A 17681-nucleotide genomic window follows, 5' to 3' on the forward strand; every position below is an offset into this window, starting at 1 on the left:
TCAGTAGTTAGGCTTGGTCAGTGCCATCCTGAAAAATTGACCATGCCAGTCTAAGAGCAGAACGAAGAAACAGTGGTTTGGCCTTGTATGGGTTTTTATAGCAATCGTTCTATGCACTATGCTAAACAAACTTTCATAAAATCACTATCCTTACCCATTACGCCATCCGGCCTAGCAGGATTTCGCCGAAGAGCACATTGAAATTCTTGCACAAATTTACCTACCCGAATGGCCAAGGAAATATGCAGTGAGGGTGGGTTTAAGTAAGGGCTAAGCCTCATATTGCCGCTTTAAGAATTTCGATGCTGCTATTCAAGAAAGGATGCAAGCCTTGATTTTTGTTTCTTTTTATCAAGAAAAAGAAAGATGCCTGTCTGGCTAAGACAAAGAAAATGTTATTAATTTGATAATGGAGACTATATCTAGTCCTGGGCGGACGGGCTCTCTTCTTTGGGCAACCAAAGACCAGTGAAGCTAGCTTGAACACAAAATAAATAATAAACACAAGTGAAAACTTAAAGTTGCCAGCTCGCAATTATTCATATAGTTTATATGTTTTTATTTGCATTCATGAGGGCTGCGCAATTTTTCTATTAAAGTCAGTAGGTGGTCTTGGTTAGTGCTATCCCGAAGAATTGACCATGCCGCTCTAAAAGCAGAACGAAGAAATAGTAGTTTCGCCTTGTTCTGTGGCTATGGAGATCGCTATAACTTACGTTCATCATACAAAATCAACCCACAACTTATTACTCCCATTTCTGAAATAGTTAAAACCAAATCTGAAAAATTTTTGTAGTCTATAGAAAATATATACCTATGGCAACATCACAAGAAGGAAGTACTAATAATACTCAGGAAGAAGATAACATTCAGGATTTAGGCGGAAATGAAGCCGTTGAAAAACTCAGAAACCTTGCAGAAAAAGCAGAGAGTTGTTTTTTCTGTACGAATATCAAAACTGGCATACCTTTATCGGTAAGGCCGATGGCAATTCAGCAAGTAGATGATGAAGGCAATATCTGGTTTATGAGCCTCAAAGACAGCCATAAAAATGATGAGATTTCATCAGATCCATTTACACATCTTTTGTTTCAGGCTGGAGCGCACTCTGGCTTTGTAAATATTTATGGAATTTCGGAAATCAGCAGAGACCAGGCAAAGATAGATGAACTCTGGACGCCTTTGCTTAAGACTTGGTTTCAGGGTGGGAAAGATGATCCAAATATTACTTTGATTAAAGTAATTCCTTCAGAAGGCTATTATTGGGATACTAAAAATGGAACTGCAGTTGCTTTTCTAAAAATGGCAGCATCTGTAATTACCGGAAAAACAATGGATGATTCTGTTGAAGGTACTTTAAATATAGACTAAAACAGTTGAAAGTTAATGGTTAAAAGGTTCAAGTTTAGGTTTAAAGTTTTTTGCGATTTAACCCATAACTTGTAACCCGAGACCTTTAACTTATTTATCATCCAAATTATCGTAACCCTCAAATTCTTCTCTTTGAGATCTTTTACTAAGGATATCATCCTCATCTGTTTGAGTTCTTGAAAAAAATAGGGCTTCAGCCTGAATCCTTTTAATTAATTGGCGTACCAGTGTTAAATCAAAAGCATCTTTACTTAATTTGATGCAGTATTCACTTTCGTTGATTTCTAAACTTGAAATATTCATAAGGCAATGATTTTAATTATCGATTGCTGTAAATATAGAAAAGGCTTGCTAAACAACTGTTAGCAAGCCTTTTAATTTTATGTTATGTTTTTGTTAACTGAGATGACTGACATAGTCATCAAATGTTAGGTTAACTATTTGTGTGACAAAAATAAACCTTCGTCTGTCTTCGCTACTTTTAAAATGTTTTTACCGGTTAAAGCTTTTAAAGTGGTATCCCATTTCTTGTTGCTCCAGTCTGCCAGTTTAGCTTTCACATCAGTTAAAAGGTATTGTTCTCCTTCATTTACCAAGGCGAATAATTCTGTTTCCTCAGCTGTCAGCTCGATTTTCTTCTTTTCTGGACGCATTTGCGGGAAGAATAAAACCTCTTGAATGGTGCTTTGATTAGTCATTAACATCACAATTCTATCAATACCAAAACCTAAACCTGAAGTTGGTGGCATACCGTATTCTAAAGCACGAACAAAATCATCATCCATTGCCATTGCTTCAGCATCGCCCCGGTCAGCAAGCTTTAACTGATCTTCGAAACGTTCTTTTTGGTCAATCGGATCATTCAATTCTGAATAAGCATTTCCAATTTCTTTACCATTTACAAATATTTCAAAACGCTCTACCAAACCTTCTGATGAACGGTGCTTTTTAGCCAATGGTGTCATTTCGATTGGATAATCGGTAATAAAAGTTGGCTGAATTAAGTTCGCTTCAACTTTCTCACTAAAAATTTCATCTACTAATTTACCACGTCCCATGGTAGAATCTGTTTCAATACCTAATTCTTTACAAGTTTGCAAAAGCTCCGCCTCGATCATTGCAGAAACATCAATTCCTGTATACTTCTGGATAGATTCATACATGGTTAATTTTTCGTAAGGACCTTCGAAATTAATTTCGTTTTCTCCAACTTTAACCACTGCAGAACCATTGGTAGCCACAGCAACTTTCTCCAGACATTCTTCAACCATAGCCATCATCCAGATATAATCCTTATAGGCTACATAGATTTCCATTGAAGTATATTCCGGGTTGTGGGTACGGTCCATTCCTTCATTCCGGAACATTTTACCGAACTCATAAACGCCATCAAAACCCGCAACAATTAATCTCTTCAAATACAGCTCGTTTGCAATGCGCAAATAGAGCGGCATATCTAAAGTGTTGTGGTGTGTAGCAAAAGGGCGGGCAGCTGCACCACCATGAATTGGCTGCAGGATTGGTGTTTCCACTTCCATCCAACCTTGATTATCGAAATAATTACGCATAGTGTTGATCACCTTGCTGCGTTTGATGAAAATTTGTTTGTAGTCTGGGTTTACCGTTAAATCTACATAACGCATGCGGTAACGTAACTCAGGGTTGGTAAAACCATCGTAAACGTTTCCTTCGTCATCACGTTTCACAATTGGAAGCGGACGTAAAGATTTAGCTAAAACCTTAAATTCAGTAACATGGATAGAGATTTCTCCGGTTTGGGTAGTAAAAACGTACCCATTTACGCCGATAAAATCGCCAATATCTAATAATTTTTTAAATACCGTATTGTATAAGGTTTTATCATCGCCAGGGCAAAGTTCATCTCTTTTTAAGTAAACCTGAATCCTGCCAGTAGAATCTTGTAATTCTGCAAAAGATGCCGCCCCCATAATGTTACGGCCCATAATACGGCCTGCCAGCGAAACATTCTGATAGGCAGTTTTATCATTTTCATAGTTGGCTAAAATATCAGCAGCAGTTGCACTAACCTCGTAAGCTTCTGCAGGATAAGGCTCTATGCCTAATTGACGGAGTTGTTTTAACGACTCACGTCGTAATATTTCTTGTTCGGATAATCCTATACTCATTTCGGGTATTTTTTGCAAAAGTAATGATTTTGAAAATATAATTGCATCACTTCATAATATTTGTCATGGCTTAAAAAAATACAGAATAGGCTTAAGTAATCTGCAAAACGTATTTTTATTTCAAAACTGGCTTTTCCTGAAGATAGAAAGTCAAATTTCCTCCACTTGCCAGTTGATGATGTGTGATTTGATTTTTGGTTAATATTTTTCCATTTAAAATAATCTTTGAAATATAGATGGAGTTTTTGGTTGGTCTGATCGTTTTAATATTCAGTTTAAAGCCTTTTTTAAGAGAAATTGTAGTCTGGTTAAATGACGGACTCGTAATTTGATAAATCCCGGAAACGGGGTCTACCGGATAAAAACCGAGTGATGCAAAAACATACCATGCCGACATTTGCCCTGCATCATCATTACCACTCAAGCCTCCTGCACCTTCATCGTACTCTTCAGCTAAAATTTGCGCAACTTGTTTTTGGGTTTTCCAGGGCGCAGCGGTAAAATTGTATAAAAACGGGATCTGATGCCCGGGTTCATTCCCATGCCAGTATTCTTTTTTGCTAAAGATCGAATCAAGTTCATTTTCCAGACTCTTTCTTCCGCCCATCAGCGAAATCAATCCCGGCATATCATGTGGCACGTAAAAAGTGTATTGTCTTGGCGTTCCTTCGGTAATGTACGGTTCGCGGTGATCGGGAAGATAGGGGCTATACCAGTTCCCATTAATATATTTTCCCCTCACCATACCAACTGCTGCATCGAATACGTTTTTATAATTTAACGCCCTTTTAGATAGTGTATTATAGTCATTTTTCTTACCTAAATCTTTTGCTATTGTAGCAAGTGCATAATCATCATAAGCATATTCTAAAGTTCTGCTCACTTGTTCTTTTTTATGAAAGGCGTTTGGAATGCTATCTTCCATTGGGATATAGCCATATTTCAAATAACTATTAATCCCGCGTCTGCCTTTACCATTTAAATAATCAGCAGAATCTGGCATTTCAAAGGCATTCTGCCTCATCAGCCTGTAGGCTTCATTAATATCATAATCCCGAATACCTTTATTATATGCCGAGGCCAGAAAAGCAGTACTGTGGTCGCCGATCATGGCCGCCGTGTAACTGTTCCAGCATGGGAAAATGGGTAGCCATCCACCTTGTGTACCTTTAATAATCAAAGAATTGGCAAATGAGTTGGCCAGATTTGGTTGCAATAATTCAACCAAAGGCAGCTGTGCACGATAAATATCCCACATCGAAAAATCATCATAATAGTTTCCCTTGGATATCTTTTTGGTTTGATAATTTCCTGCGAATTGAGGATAACTGCCATCTACATCATTAAAGAGCCTCGGATGTTGCTGCGCATGGTACATCGCAGTATAGAATATTTTTTTCTTCCTTTCATCATGGTCTGCAATATTAATCTGTGATAGCGATTCTTCCCAAACAGCTTTCGTCTTAGCTCGGATTACATCGAAATCAACTGTATTGATTTCTTTTTCCAGGTTAAGTTTTGCTGCTGCGACACTGGTAAAAGAAGTGCCAGAAGTAATAATTAATTGCTCGCCTTTTTCCAGTTTAAATCCTGCAAACACGCCAATATCTTTTTTATTGGTAATGGAGGATTGGTTTGTAATTGTTCCTTCGGTAAAAGAGCCACTTATTTTAAATGCTTTTTGAATCCGGATGAAAAAGTAACCACTGAAACCTGCCGCTTGCCCCCAACCTTGATAAATGCGATGAACCGGATTGTAACCAGAAATTTCTCCTTTCTCCTCGTCAATTTTGATGAAGCCTTTATCTTGATCGCTGTTCGGACTGATTAATATATAAACGCTATCTGCTTTCAAAGCGGTAACCCTCATAATCCCGCTTCGTAACGTTGCCGTAATTTCTGTTTGGAGTTGATAATTTGGCAAATTAACCTTGTAATAATCAGGACTTGCAATTTCCTCATCATGGCGATAATCATCAGCGATTTCTGCCCATTTGGTTTTTAGTTTGCCCGAAATTGGCATGATGGTGAAGCTTCCGTAGTCTTGTGTACAAGATCCGCTAATCCAATGGGTAGCCCTGAATCCGTAGATTTTTTTATTGTTATAATAGTAGGGTGCCAGGCACTTCGTTTCGCTAAGTTGGGTTTGCGGTGTCCACTGGGTCATGGCAAATGGTGGTGCCACAGCAGGAATGGTATTTGCCAATCGCTCCGTTTTATCTTCGATATGTTGACTGGACATGGTTGTGCTGGCCGAAGTACCGGAAAAAGGTTGAACATATTTTACGAAAGAAGCCTGCTGACCGAATGCCAGGTTTTGTAACGTAATAAATTGTAAAAACAGAAATGAACAAATCATTCCCCACCTGAATTTGTTTTTATGTTGATAGCTTCTGCTTTTGCTTTGTGCTGGAATAGGCATATTTGGTTCAATTTGCTTGTAAACTACGAAAGTATTTTCATAATTCTTTTTTGATCAAAATGTAATTTAACCCAGTAGGTTGAAGATGTTGTTTTATAATGCTTTATGTGGTATTTTCAATAAATGTGCTTTACCGATGATCGTCCGGTATTTAGCATACATTTCAACTGATGTGTTAACTGGGTTTCCTATTGGATTAACCGTATAATCTTTTCTTTGATTCACCCACTTCCATTCCCATTCACTTACTTCTTCGTTGAATTTATTAATATCTAAAGTTGTTTTTTGGTTGATCGCAGATTCAGCACGATTAAAAAACAATTCCCATCTGGGTTTATAGAAATCGTTTAACAAACCACTCCATTGCCTGCATGCATATTCATTCAGCGGACTTTTCTTATCACCCCAAAGGGTAATCAAGTCTTTTGCATTAAACTCATATAATGCCTTTTCTTCTGCGTTCGTACCCCATTTTCTGGCATCACTTACCCAAGGGCCAAGCAGAAAATCTTTTCTTGTAGCCAGTAGTTTATCCATGTCACTAATAAGCTGAATGAATTTTTGACTTTCTACTTTGAAATTTTTCTGATCCTCTTTTTGATAAGCGGTAACTACATTTCGCTGAATAGAAAGGGCATAGTTAGCCATAACTTGTCTGGTAATATCAACTATATCATATTGAAAACCATCGCTTTGCTTACAAATTGGTGCAGCTTTTATTAAGGCATCCCACGCAGGCAGAAGATCTTTTGCTTCATAGTTGAGTGTTGTCTTGGCCCAGCGGGTGAGGGAATCTAAAGTTGGTCTGGCCTGAATAATCGATTCGGCACCATCCCTGATGTATTTATTTTCAGGAACGGTGTATACAGTTTTCCTTAAAATTTCCCAGGCTTTTAACGCATTGGCATTTTTGCTTCCATATCTATTAAAAACAAATTTTGGAAGCCAGGTATTTAAATCAATAGGAGTAGATTGCCAGGTGTTTTCCATCATTAATTCATACAACACCGGATTTTGCTCTATACCTTCCATAGTAAGACCAATTCCGCTCATTTTCCCACTTTTTGGATCTTTCAAAGCAGCGGCAGGGGCAGTCGCTACTACATCCATCCGACCGAATAAATTGGTGTTGCCTCCAAAATTATGGAGCATGTTCCATATCCATGGTTTCCCATAAAAACCTTCAGTACGCTTCCAAACCGGTTCAATTTCGGTTGCTAGATCGAGCAAGATCATTTTGTCATCCGGTACAGCTTTTAGCAATGCTTCTGTTTGAGGTTCTTTCCAGAATTTCCGGTCACTATAGAAAAGCCAGCCCTGCATTACCCAAATGGCTTTCGGATCTGCTGCAGACATGCCATCATAAATTCTGGCGCTTAGCTTAGTCAAAAATTCCGGCTCAGCAGACGGGGGCTCATTTTCATTAAAGGTATCTGCAGAGTAGAGGTGATCTGTACCTAAAATTTCTGTTTGTTTTTGAAGGAATTTTTTCCCAATCATGGCAAACATAGGGTCTTCAGCATCCAGAATGTAAGTATCGGCAAAGCCGTTAGTCCAGTTGGTTGCCTTTAACTTTGCATTAGGGAATTTACTTTTAAAAGCTGCTGGTACGTGCCCTGTAAAAGCAGGCAATACTGGTTTCATGCCTAAAGCGCGTTGCCTGGTTAAAATTTTCCTTTGCAGTTCAAAGTGACTTTTCATCCAGGTTACTGGTAGCGGACCGCCCCAACCATCAATGTTACCCATCCAGAACCAGGAGAAATAAGCTGGACCAGTGAAAAAGCCCTTCAGTTCCTCATCAGAAAAGCCCATTTCTTTATACAGCAGATACCAGGTATATTCTTCACCAGTAATGGCCAGTGGCATATTAATCCCGTGAAGTGCCATCCAGTCAATCTCTTTTTCCCATCTTTCCCAATCCCACCAACTCATGCTGTAATTAAAAGTACAATAGTTCAGATAATACCGGTATTCGTAAGGCGTTTCCTTTCTCACCTTTTGCACTACCTTCGGAAGTATTTTTGGCGTATTGAGGTTTGTACCGTTCCAGGTGATCTGGCAATGTGCATATTCAGTGAGGTAATGATAAAAAGCCGATGCCAGTGAGACTCCGCTGCTGCCTCTTAAAATAATTTTATTGTTCCTGCTTTCAATTTCGAAAACATCCATACCATTTTTAGCAGCGATACTTTCAGTAAGGAAAGCATTATGTTGTTTCGGCAGCACTCTTTCAATAAGTTGATTGGAAGATGCAAGGTAATCCTGTGACCAGATTTTGCTGGAAATTAAGAGGAGGAATGTGGTAGATAATATTATTTTAAATTTCATCTGTTTATAATTTTGTTTTTTGTTGTCAGATGGACGGTTTGCATTAAATTTTTAAGAACCACTTTTTATCGTAGAAAAACCTGAGCAGAAACAACTGCACAATTAAAATACCTGTCCATAAGGCCGCTTGTTGCCAGATCATTGGAATAAAATTGATGATTCCTCCGAATAGAAATTGTGCGGTGGATTCAAAATTGAAAAGACCGTGTGCACAAACATAAATCAAAATAGAGTTGGTACCCATCCAAACGAATGGAACACTCCATTTTTTAATGGATTTTACATCAATGATATAATAGAAAATGGCGAAGATGATGATGCTCCAGCCTCCTGCAAAAAATACAAAGGAACTGGTCCACATGGTTTTGTTAATCGGGAAAAACAGACCCCAAAGAAAACCGATCAATAAACTTACTATACCTGCAATTAATAGCATTGACACTTTTTTCTGTGGATTAAAAAGGGGAGAAGCTGACTTGATGAAGGTACCAACGAAAATGCCCATCATGACCGAACAGATTGCCGGAATGGTACTGAGCAATCCTTCGGGATCATATATTATTCGGTGTAGTTTCCCCGGTAAAAATAATCGGTCGATATAAGCAGAAAGATTGCCTTCCGGTGTTAAACTTCCTGCACCAAAGTTCGGCACAGGTACGGTGATCATTAACAAATAATAGCCGATTAGAATAGCAAAGAACCAGATCATTTGTTTTGGCAATGAAAAATTTAAATAAATTAAGGCTGCAAAAAATGTCGATAGTCCGATTCTGGAGAGTACGCTTGCAAAACGAGTGTGTTCGTAGCCGTTCCATTGAAAGAGGCCGTTGACGATAATGCCCAGTAAGATCAGAATCAAAGTCCTTTTTGTTAAAGCAAAGTAAATGGCTTTTGAAGTGTCAATACCATTCTTTTTATTGTCGAAGTGCTTCTGATAGGAAAAAGGCATTGAGACTCCGGAAATGAAGATGAAAAGTGGAAAGATTAAATCGTAAAAAGTAAAGCCATTCCAGGGTGAATGATGCAACTGATTGCTGATGCCAACCAATATCCGCTCAAAAATCGAAAGATGCTCATTCGTAGCAATTCTCCAGTCAATAGGATTTTGAATCAGGCCGTGCTTTTCTTTGATTCCACTAGCCAATCCATGAAAAATTCCTTCGCCACTCACAATCCAGAACATATCAAAACCCCTTAACGCATCAAGTGAGATAAGTCGTTTGCTTTTAACGGCGGGGGGTATGTTTTTTTGGTTTTCTTCCGTGTTCATTTTAGTGCCTTGCAAAACTAAGCTGATGTGGCATTTGATAATAAAGGCTATTTTTTAATCAATGTGCTATAGATGATATATCCTTCATCATTAAGTACTTGTACACGTAATTGGTTATTGCTTACTGAAAATAGCATGAAACCATATTCTGAAGCCACCATTTGTGCATCAGGAATGAGTTTCACAGGTGTTTTTTCTGAAGCTGCTCCAGAAATAAAATGATGGGTTTTACCTTCTGGTTTAAGGTATTGCAAACTATGCTCATGGCCGGTGAGGTAAACATCTACGTCATAACGGTCTAAAATTGGTTTCAATGAACTTCTTATGGCTTTTGTATCATAACCATCTGTTCTGCTTCCGCCTGTATACATGGGATGATGACCAACCACTATTTTCCATTTAACAGACGGATCTTTATCATCCAGCGTTTTAACCAACCAGCGCTTTTGTGCAGTTGTATCCTGCCCTTTAACATTAGGGCCATATTCCGCATTCTTATAAAATTCAGGAATTAAAGGATTCGTATCAATAAAAGCAATCAGGACTTGATTATTAAGGTCGCCATTGATAGGGAATTTCTTTGCGAAATAACGCGCTGGCATTTTCCACCTTCTGCTGATTTTGGAGTATGCTACCTGTGCATCCGGATTGGATTTGTAATCGTGATTACCTAAAACTACATACCAATCCCATTGAAGAGAAAAATCAGTATAAATATCTTCGTATGAATATTTAAAGGAGGGATCTTGTGGACTAATTACACCACTAGGGTAGAAATTATCGCCTGTTGAAATGATAAACTGTGCCTTTACTTCAGTAGCCGTAAGCCCCATCTGTTTAGCCACTTGTTTCTGATGATCAGCACCATTTCGGCCCCAGTCGCCCATGGCAATAAAGTTTAAAGCAGTGGGTTCTTTTGTGAGCGTTTTAGAGACCGTTGAATTTTCTGATGGTGCTTTTGTTAATACTTGTGCATATAAAGAACCGGCAGTAAGGAGTGGAAATAAAAATAGTAATCGTTTAATCATAGAGATGAATTTGAGTAATTTTTCTGGGATAAGCTTTAATGAAAAAGAAATTTCTCCAAATAATTGTGAAGAAATTTCTTTTTTATAGGAATCGATATTAATTATAACCTGGATTTTGCTTCAACTTTGGATTAAGTAAAGATGCCGTAGCGGGGATGGGGAACAAACGGTGGAAAGTTTGCGCATCTGTTTTAAAGCCCCATTTGTCCTCAAATTTACCAAAGCGGATCATATCATTTCTGTGCCAGGTTTCCCATGCCATTTCCCGGCAACGTTCTTTATAAAGGTCTTCTAAGGTAACTGAAGTCCATGCTGGAGAAGTGGTACGAACAGCACGCAATTGATTAACCAATGATAAGGCTGTTTGTCCTAAAGTTGGGGTTGCACCACGAAGGATAGCTTCAGCTTTCATTAATAAAATATCTGAATATCTGAAAACAGGTAAGTCATTGTTCTGATTTCTATTTGATGAAGTACTATCACAGTAAAATTTATTATTGCGATAACCCATGTTCCATGCAATTTCATCATTTCCCGCGTCGAATGGTCTTGAAGCATCTCGCAAAGTAACATTAGGGGTAATGTTTACCTGATAGGTTAAAGATGCTGCACCATCTGATCCGGTGTAAAACTGATCATAACCTTTTTTAGTTGTGGTTACGGTAACCGGTGTGCCATCAAATTTAAACTGAGGTCCGGTAATCCATTGTGCGTTACGCTTATCGTTAGGATCATTAAAGTTGGCATAATATTCTGGTAGTGTACTCATAGGTGCACTCGGCGTATGTTTCAAGCTGTATTTTGCCTGTAATGAACGAGGTAATGAATACCGGGCGTAGAACATATAACCGCTACTAAATGAAGCATCATAAGGAATAGCAAAAATGAATTCTTTCGTTTGAGGACCATTATCAATGAAAAACATTTTACGATAATCTGATTCTAAACTAAAAGGTGTTCCTGTACCAGAGATGATTGCATCACACATCGCAACAGCATCATTATAGCGATTGGTACCGATGTAAACCTCTGCGTTGATAAACATTTTTGCCAAAAGTGCATAGGCCGAATATTTGGTTGGTCTGCCATAAGTAGAAACTCCAACTACAGCACTCAAATCAGGTATAGATTCCTTAACTTCTTTCTCAATAAAAGCAAATACTTCTGCTCTGGGTTTCGTATCAGGAGGCGTAATATCTCCAAATTGAGTTACAATAGGTACATTTCCCCATAAATCCATCATCATGTAAAGTGCTAATGCACGCATGGTGCGCATTTCAGCTGTTGCTGTTTTTTTAGCAGCAGTTTCTGGAGCATCCTTAATTAGAAATAGACTTTGATTTGCTTTACTAATAGTGGTTGATAAAAAATTCCAAACACCACCAATGTGCGCATTGTCTTTATCCCAGGTGTGTTTGGAGTGTTGCTCGTAACGACCGCCATCGTACCAGTTGCCTCCTCTCGCAGGCATAATGGCCTCATCTGTACTTAAGCTCTGCAGAAAGAAATATTCTACACTGATTCCCCTTAATTGGGCATATACTTGTCCTGTGAGTTGAATGTAATGTTGATCTGTTTGCGGAAATGTTTCTGGCGTAAGTTGTGTTTTTACATCCAGGTCTACTTTTTGGCAGGAAGAAAAAGTTGCCATAGCCAGTAAGGTTCCTGCTGCTATATTGATAAGATTTTTCATCTACTTATGATTAATTAAATGATACGTTTAAACCGAATAGAAAGGTTCTGGTTTTTGGATAAAAGTTATTGGTATCAACCCCTGGCGCAATACCACCCTGGTTAATCTCCGGATCAATACCTTTGTAACCAGTGATTACAAATAAGTTGTTTGCAGTTGTATACAAGCGTAGAGATTTAACACCTGGAATGCCTTTTTTAAAGGTATAACCTAAAGTTGCATTGTCCAGGCGCAGGTAACTTCCATTTTCAACAAAACGAGATGAATATCGGTAAGAGTTAAAATCGGCAGGAGATTCATCAGCCACTTCAACGGGTATATTGGTAAATTGTGCGGTATTCGGGCGGAAAAGATCTGCTCGGGTGATGTTCATAATCTTATTACCCAATACGGCTCTCATAAAAATACTTAAATCGAAATTACGGTAACTGAAATTATTGGTCCAGCCGATTAACGCTTTTGGTTGCGCATTGCCAACTGCATAATAATCTGTTCTGTTTGATGGTGTGGTTGTTAAATTTCCGGCAGCATCATAGTATTGTGATACACCAGCAGCATTCTTACCCGCATATTTAAACGTGTAGAACGTTCCGATAGGTAAGCCTGGTTCTAAAAGTTGTACGGTAGCACCAGTTTGGCCACCACCATCAGGTTGTACGGTATACACTTTAGCTAAAGCTAATCTGCTATCTGATAAGCTAACAATTTTATTTACGTTTCTGGCAAGGTTTATACCTGTTGTCCAGAAAAAATCTTTCCCGGCAACTGGAGTCGCATTTAATACAAATTCTAACCCTTTGTTGGTCATTTTACCCACGTTAGCTGTTAATTGCCCAGCTGGATAAACGTTAGGGTCTACATCATAGGTGAAAATCAAATCGCTGGTTTTTTTGTTGTACCAATCAAATGATCCTGTCAATCTACCTTTAAATAAGCTAAAATCTGTTCCTAAGTTGGTAGTAGCTGTTTTTTCCCAACGCAAATCGAGATTTTCATTTTGAATGGCCCCCAGTGCAGATTCGTTAACACCGTTATAATAGAACTGGCCTACATTGCCATAGATTAATTTCGTACTCAATGGGTTAAAGCCTAAAGAATTACCCGCTACACCATAACTTGCTCTTAACTTTAACGAAGTTAATAAAGTTTGATTTTTCATGAAGTTTTCCTGATCGATATTCCAGGCACCACCTACAGAAGGGAAGTAACCCCATTGTTCATTTTTTCCAAATACCGATGAGCCGTCTTTTCTAATCGAACCCTGGATAACATATTTATTTTTGTAGTTATAATTTACCCTTGCAAAATCAGAAATCATTAAAATGTCTTGATACGTATTGCCTCCGTAATCCACCCGGAAATCTCTCACTGCATATGGATTTCCTAAACTAAGGTTATAGTATCCTACCTGATTTATCGGGAAGTTAGTGGCCGATGCTTGTACACCATCACCATTAACTGAACTCTGGTAAGAGTATCCTACCACCGCATTAATAGAGTGGTCTCCAAATTTACGATCCCAGGTTAAGTAGGTTTCGATAATCTTATTGGTGTTTTGATAGGCGTTTCTTACTGCCACACCATTTTGTCCAATCAAAGAAACTATTGTTGGGTTAGCTGGTGGATCTGGTGTATTCCGAACGTTATTATACCTGGAAGTATAAATATTATTATAGAAGGCGCCATAAACCGTTTGATTGTTTTGATAAGACGCTGCTATATCGTAAGAAAATCCAAAAGGCAACTTTAAATTTACTGTAAAACTGGCTAACAGATTTTTATATTTTGAATTTTCCTGTGCGTTTTCAAGCATCGAAACCGGATTATAATAATTGGATTGAAGCAAATTGTCGAAATATGACCCATCTGCATTTTTAACTGGTGCAGTTGGTAAATAAGTTAACATCTGCGAAAGAATCGTATTGCGGTAAGGCACCAAATTCGAATTACTTACAGAATTGCTTAAACTAAAACCCAATTTTAATTTGTCGTTAATGGCTTTTTGTTCTACACCAACACGACCGATAAAACGATCTAAATCACTTGTTTTGATAATTCCTTGTTGTTTGAAATAATTTAAACTGGCATTGTATGTGGTCTTCTCAGTACCTCCGCTAAAAGAGATATTGTGGTTTTGAGAGATCGCATTGCTACGTTGTACTTCGTTTTGCCAGTTGGTATTGGCCCCCCTGTCATTTGCCGGAGTAAGCGAAGATCCGCTTCTGGCTAAGAAGGCTTTCAATTGATCAGCATCCATCATTTCATATTGATTGGAAACATTTTCTACACCAAAATATCCATTATAAGATAATTGTGTTTGTCCGGCTGTTCCTTTTTTGGTTGTAACCATAATTACGCCGTTGGCCGCTCTGTTACCATAAATTGCAGCAGCAGCGGCATCTTTCAATACATCTATTGAAGCGATATCATCTGGTGCAAGAATGGAAATGTCAGCTCCAACAACACCATCAATCACAAATAATGGCGATTGTGCACCCTCACGAAGTGTAGAAGCACCACGCATGATAATGGCTGCAGAGCGATTCGGATCACCACTTCTGGTGATGTTTAATCCTGGAACTTTACCCTGTAACATCTGTCCGACATCACTGATTGCACCTTTATTCAAGTCATCACCTTTTACGGTTGAAATAGAACTGGTTAATGCTTTCCTGGTGCTTTTACCATAACCTACCACTACAACATCTGTAAGTGATGAGCTGGCCTCGGCGATGATTACCTGATAAGTAGATGTTGCACCCACTGTAAGTTCTTTTGTTTCATAGCCCAAAAAGCTGAAAACAATTTTATCGCCTGTTTTTGCAGAAATATTAAATGATCCGCCACTACCCGTAGAAGTAACCTTGGTAGTGCCTTTAACGGCAACAGAAGCGCCAATTATAGGTTGGTTGGTATTATCCAGTAAATTACCTGATATTTTTCGCTCCGTTTGGGCATAGGCTGTGTTGAAAGATTGGCCGAGAATCAGAAGCATTAATACAATGAAGCTAGACTTAAAATTAGTAAAGTTAAATCCCATAAGTCTGTAGAGTTAAGTTCATAATGGTTTGTTTGGTTATGTAGTTATTAAAATTAAAATTTGATGGTAGGTGGAAGGTATTTTGCCACTAATGCCTGGTAATAAGGCTGCAATTCTTCCCAACTTTTTTGATTAGGGTTTTTAGAGTATAAATCATAAGGATTAAATAATCTTACCCATTTAAACATTTCATGGTCTTTTTCGCTCATCAAATGGTCGTAGGCATTTTCTCTATGTTGTGAATAAAATGAGTGATAGCGTAACATATATAATCCAGATTCAGGCAGGTAAGGCTTCATCATGTGATATACATATTCATCATGGCCCCAAGACATATCCACAGCATCTAAACCACAGTTTTGTGTGTATACGCCAAGCTTTGTCTGATAAAGTGGGTTATTAAAATCTGGATTTGCACTGAAAAATTCGGGATAGACTATTTTATCAGAATAGGCACATCCAACAGGGAAGGTATCTCCTACAACTGCCCATTGTGGCTCGCCATACAAGCAAAGCACTTTCCCCATGTCATGGATTAATCCAACTAATACCATCCAATCCGGGTGGCCATCGTTGCGAATGGCTTCTGAGGTTTGAAGCAAGTGTTGCATTTGGTCTAAATCCGTATCCGGGTCTGAATCATCAACAAGTTTGTTCAGGAAATCAAATGCACTCCAAATGGGCATTTCTTCCTTATCGAATTTTAAATATTGTGCTTTTTTCTGCTGAACAAAATCGTAAGTCTGATAGGTATGATTCAGGCGATAAAATTCTTTTACACCATCTTTTTCAGTCTCTTCATAGTTCCTGAACTGGTCTTCTTTTTTATCAGCATTTATACTGGTTGGATCAGGGTAACGGACTAATAAATCCTCTTCCCATTGATCAAGATTTTTCAAAGGATTTTGATCGTCCTGTGAAACTATGTTTTCGTTTCTCATAAGATTAGAAATAATTTGGTTGAAAAATGTCTTATTGGTTTCATAAAGTTGAGTTTTTGAAAGCCTAAAATTTTATGTTTTGCATTTTTTATTTACGTAAACGATTACGTAAAATTCAATTTTAATCCATTTTAAGAATGAGTAATGTTTTGATAAAAGAAATAATCGGGTGGTTAAATGGTTCATTAACAGTGTTTTTGTGAATGGATCATTCAATATGTTCTGGTTCATATTATATCATGATTATTTTATATTTTCGTAACGAGGATTTTAGAACCAACAATTTTAATACTCCTTATGATAACCAAATGGATCAACCGATCTGGTTTCGTAGTATAAACAACAAAACACAAGCAACATATAGGGATGTCTGGAGAAGTTAATATTAAGCGATTGGCGCAAGAACTCAATATTTCTATTGCAACAGTTTCTAAGGCACTAAATGATAGCTATGAAATCAGCCTGAAAACAAAAAACAGGGTCTGGGATCTGGCAAAAGCACTCAACTATACACCAAATCCTGCTGCGAGTAATTTAAGAAGCAATAAAACCAAAACCATTGCGGTAATTATTCCTTTCGTGGCCAATAATTTCTTTTCGCTTGCCATTAAAGGAATAGAAGAAATTGCCCGTAAATACGGTCACCATGTGCTTATCTATCAAACCCATGAAGATATTGAAATGGAAATGTCGTTCACCAATAGTCTTCTAAACGGCAGGGTAGATGGAATTCTAACTTCAGTATCGAGCAGTGAATACAATGGCGATTATTACAAAAACTTAGTAAAGAAAATACCACTGGTGTTTTTTGACCGGGTTTACAAAGACCTTGATGCCTATAACGTAGCCACAGATGATTATAATATTTCATTTGAAGCCACCATTCATTTAATAGAGTGTGGCTGTAAAAAAATAGCTTATCTCTATGGTCTAGAAAATCTTCCAGCAGGTAAGGCAAGGTTTGCTGGCTTTAAAGATGCCATGGAGGCGAACGGACTAACGATGAATGATGAGTTGGTGATTAAATATTGCGAGGATGAAGAAAAAAATCTGGAACAAATCAGACAGTTACTTATTCAGCATCAACCAGATGCACTTTTTTCGTCGATAGAAGAATTTGTTATTCCCAGCTATACTGCTTGTAGGGCACTCAATTTTCAGATTCCGGGTGATATTAAAATCATTAGTTTTTCCAATCAGGCTACAGCCCACTTGCTTAACCCATCTTTAACTACAATTACCCAGCCCGCCCTCGAGATTGGCCGTGAAGCCGCTACCTGTTTGTTTAAAATGTTAAATAAAAAAGGCCAGGGTGATGACCATGATATCATCATGAAGTCTACACTGATCAAACGAGAATCTACAGGTTGCTAAATGCATTTTGAATAAATCTAATTTATTACGTACCGAAAACGTTTACGTAATTAAATAAAAGTAGAAA

General features: G+C 38.0%; 11 protein-coding genes. 2 read left to right on the forward strand and 9 right to left on the reverse strand.

The window, feature by feature from the left end; all coding sequences use genetic code 11:
• The first annotated feature begins 816 nt into the window (after window positions 1–816).
• Window positions 817–1371, forward strand: a complete 555-nt coding sequence (locus tag ACN1CD_RS18985) for a pyridoxamine 5'-phosphate oxidase family protein (protein WP_419131998.1) — start codon at window positions 817–819, stop codon at window positions 1369–1371.
• Between the two features lie 90 nt (window positions 1372–1461).
• On the opposite strand, the gene ACN1CD_RS18990 is transcribed toward ACN1CD_RS18985, so the two are convergent.
• The 9 genes from ACN1CD_RS18990 to ACN1CD_RS19030 all read right to left on the reverse strand — a co-directional run bounded on the left by ACN1CD_RS18990 (window position 1462) and on the right by ACN1CD_RS19030 (window position 16240).
• Entirely contained in the window at window positions 1462–1674 is a 213-nt protein-coding gene (locus ACN1CD_RS18990; RefSeq protein ID WP_419131999.1) for a hypothetical protein, read from the reverse strand.
• A gap of 134 nt (window positions 1675–1808) precedes the next feature.
• Window positions 1809–3518 carry a lysine--tRNA ligase gene (gene lysS, locus ACN1CD_RS18995; protein ID WP_419132000.1) on the reverse strand — a complete coding sequence of 570 codons (1710 nt, stop codon included), beginning with the start codon at window positions 3516–3518 and terminating at the stop codon, window positions 1809–1811.
• 115 nt (window positions 3519–3633) lie between these two features.
• Entirely contained in the window at window positions 3634–5940 is a 2307-nt protein-coding gene (locus ACN1CD_RS19000; RefSeq protein WP_419132001.1) for a GH92 family glycosyl hydrolase, read from the reverse strand.
• Between the two features lie 93 nt (window positions 5941–6033).
• Window positions 6034–8268 (reverse strand): alpha-N-acetylglucosaminidase, encoded by a 2235-nt coding sequence (locus ACN1CD_RS19005; protein WP_419132002.1) that lies wholly within the window; start codon window positions 8266–8268, stop codon window positions 6034–6036.
• A 43-nt stretch (window positions 8269–8311) separates the two neighbouring features.
• A complete protein-coding gene (locus ACN1CD_RS19010) occupies window positions 8312–9538 on the reverse strand; it encodes an acyltransferase family protein (protein WP_419132003.1) in 1227 nt (408 codons plus the stop codon).
• Between the two features lie 47 nt (window positions 9539–9585).
• Window positions 9586–10566, reverse strand: coding sequence for a purple acid phosphatase family protein (locus ACN1CD_RS19015; RefSeq protein WP_419132004.1), 981 nt, complete (start codon window positions 10564–10566; stop codon window positions 9586–9588).
• Between the two features lie 97 nt (window positions 10567–10663).
• The gene (locus ACN1CD_RS19020) at window positions 10664–12259 is read right to left on the reverse strand and encodes a RagB/SusD family nutrient uptake outer membrane protein (RefSeq protein ID WP_419132005.1); all 1596 of its coding nucleotides are present in this window, start codon (window positions 12257–12259) and stop codon (window positions 10664–10666) included.
• A gap of 10 nt (window positions 12260–12269) precedes the next feature.
• Entirely contained in the window at window positions 12270–15299 is a 3030-nt protein-coding gene (locus ACN1CD_RS19025) for a SusC/RagA family TonB-linked outer membrane protein (RefSeq protein ID WP_419132006.1), read from the reverse strand.
• Between the two features lie 53 nt (window positions 15300–15352).
• A complete protein-coding gene (locus ACN1CD_RS19030) occupies window positions 15353–16240 on the reverse strand; it encodes an inositol oxygenase family protein (protein WP_419132007.1) in 888 nt (295 codons plus the stop codon).
• Between the two features lie 366 nt (window positions 16241–16606).
• Between ACN1CD_RS19030 and ACN1CD_RS19035 the strand changes: the two genes are divergently transcribed.
• Window positions 16607–17614 (forward strand): LacI family DNA-binding transcriptional regulator, encoded by a 1008-nt coding sequence (locus ACN1CD_RS19035; RefSeq protein WP_419132008.1) that lies wholly within the window; start codon window positions 16607–16609, stop codon window positions 17612–17614.
• Window positions 17615–17681 lie beyond the last annotated feature (67 nt).

It is taken from the genome of Pedobacter sp. N23S346 (genome assembly GCF_048515415.1).
Lineage (GTDB): Bacteria > Bacteroidota > Bacteroidia > Sphingobacteriales > Sphingobacteriaceae > Pedobacter.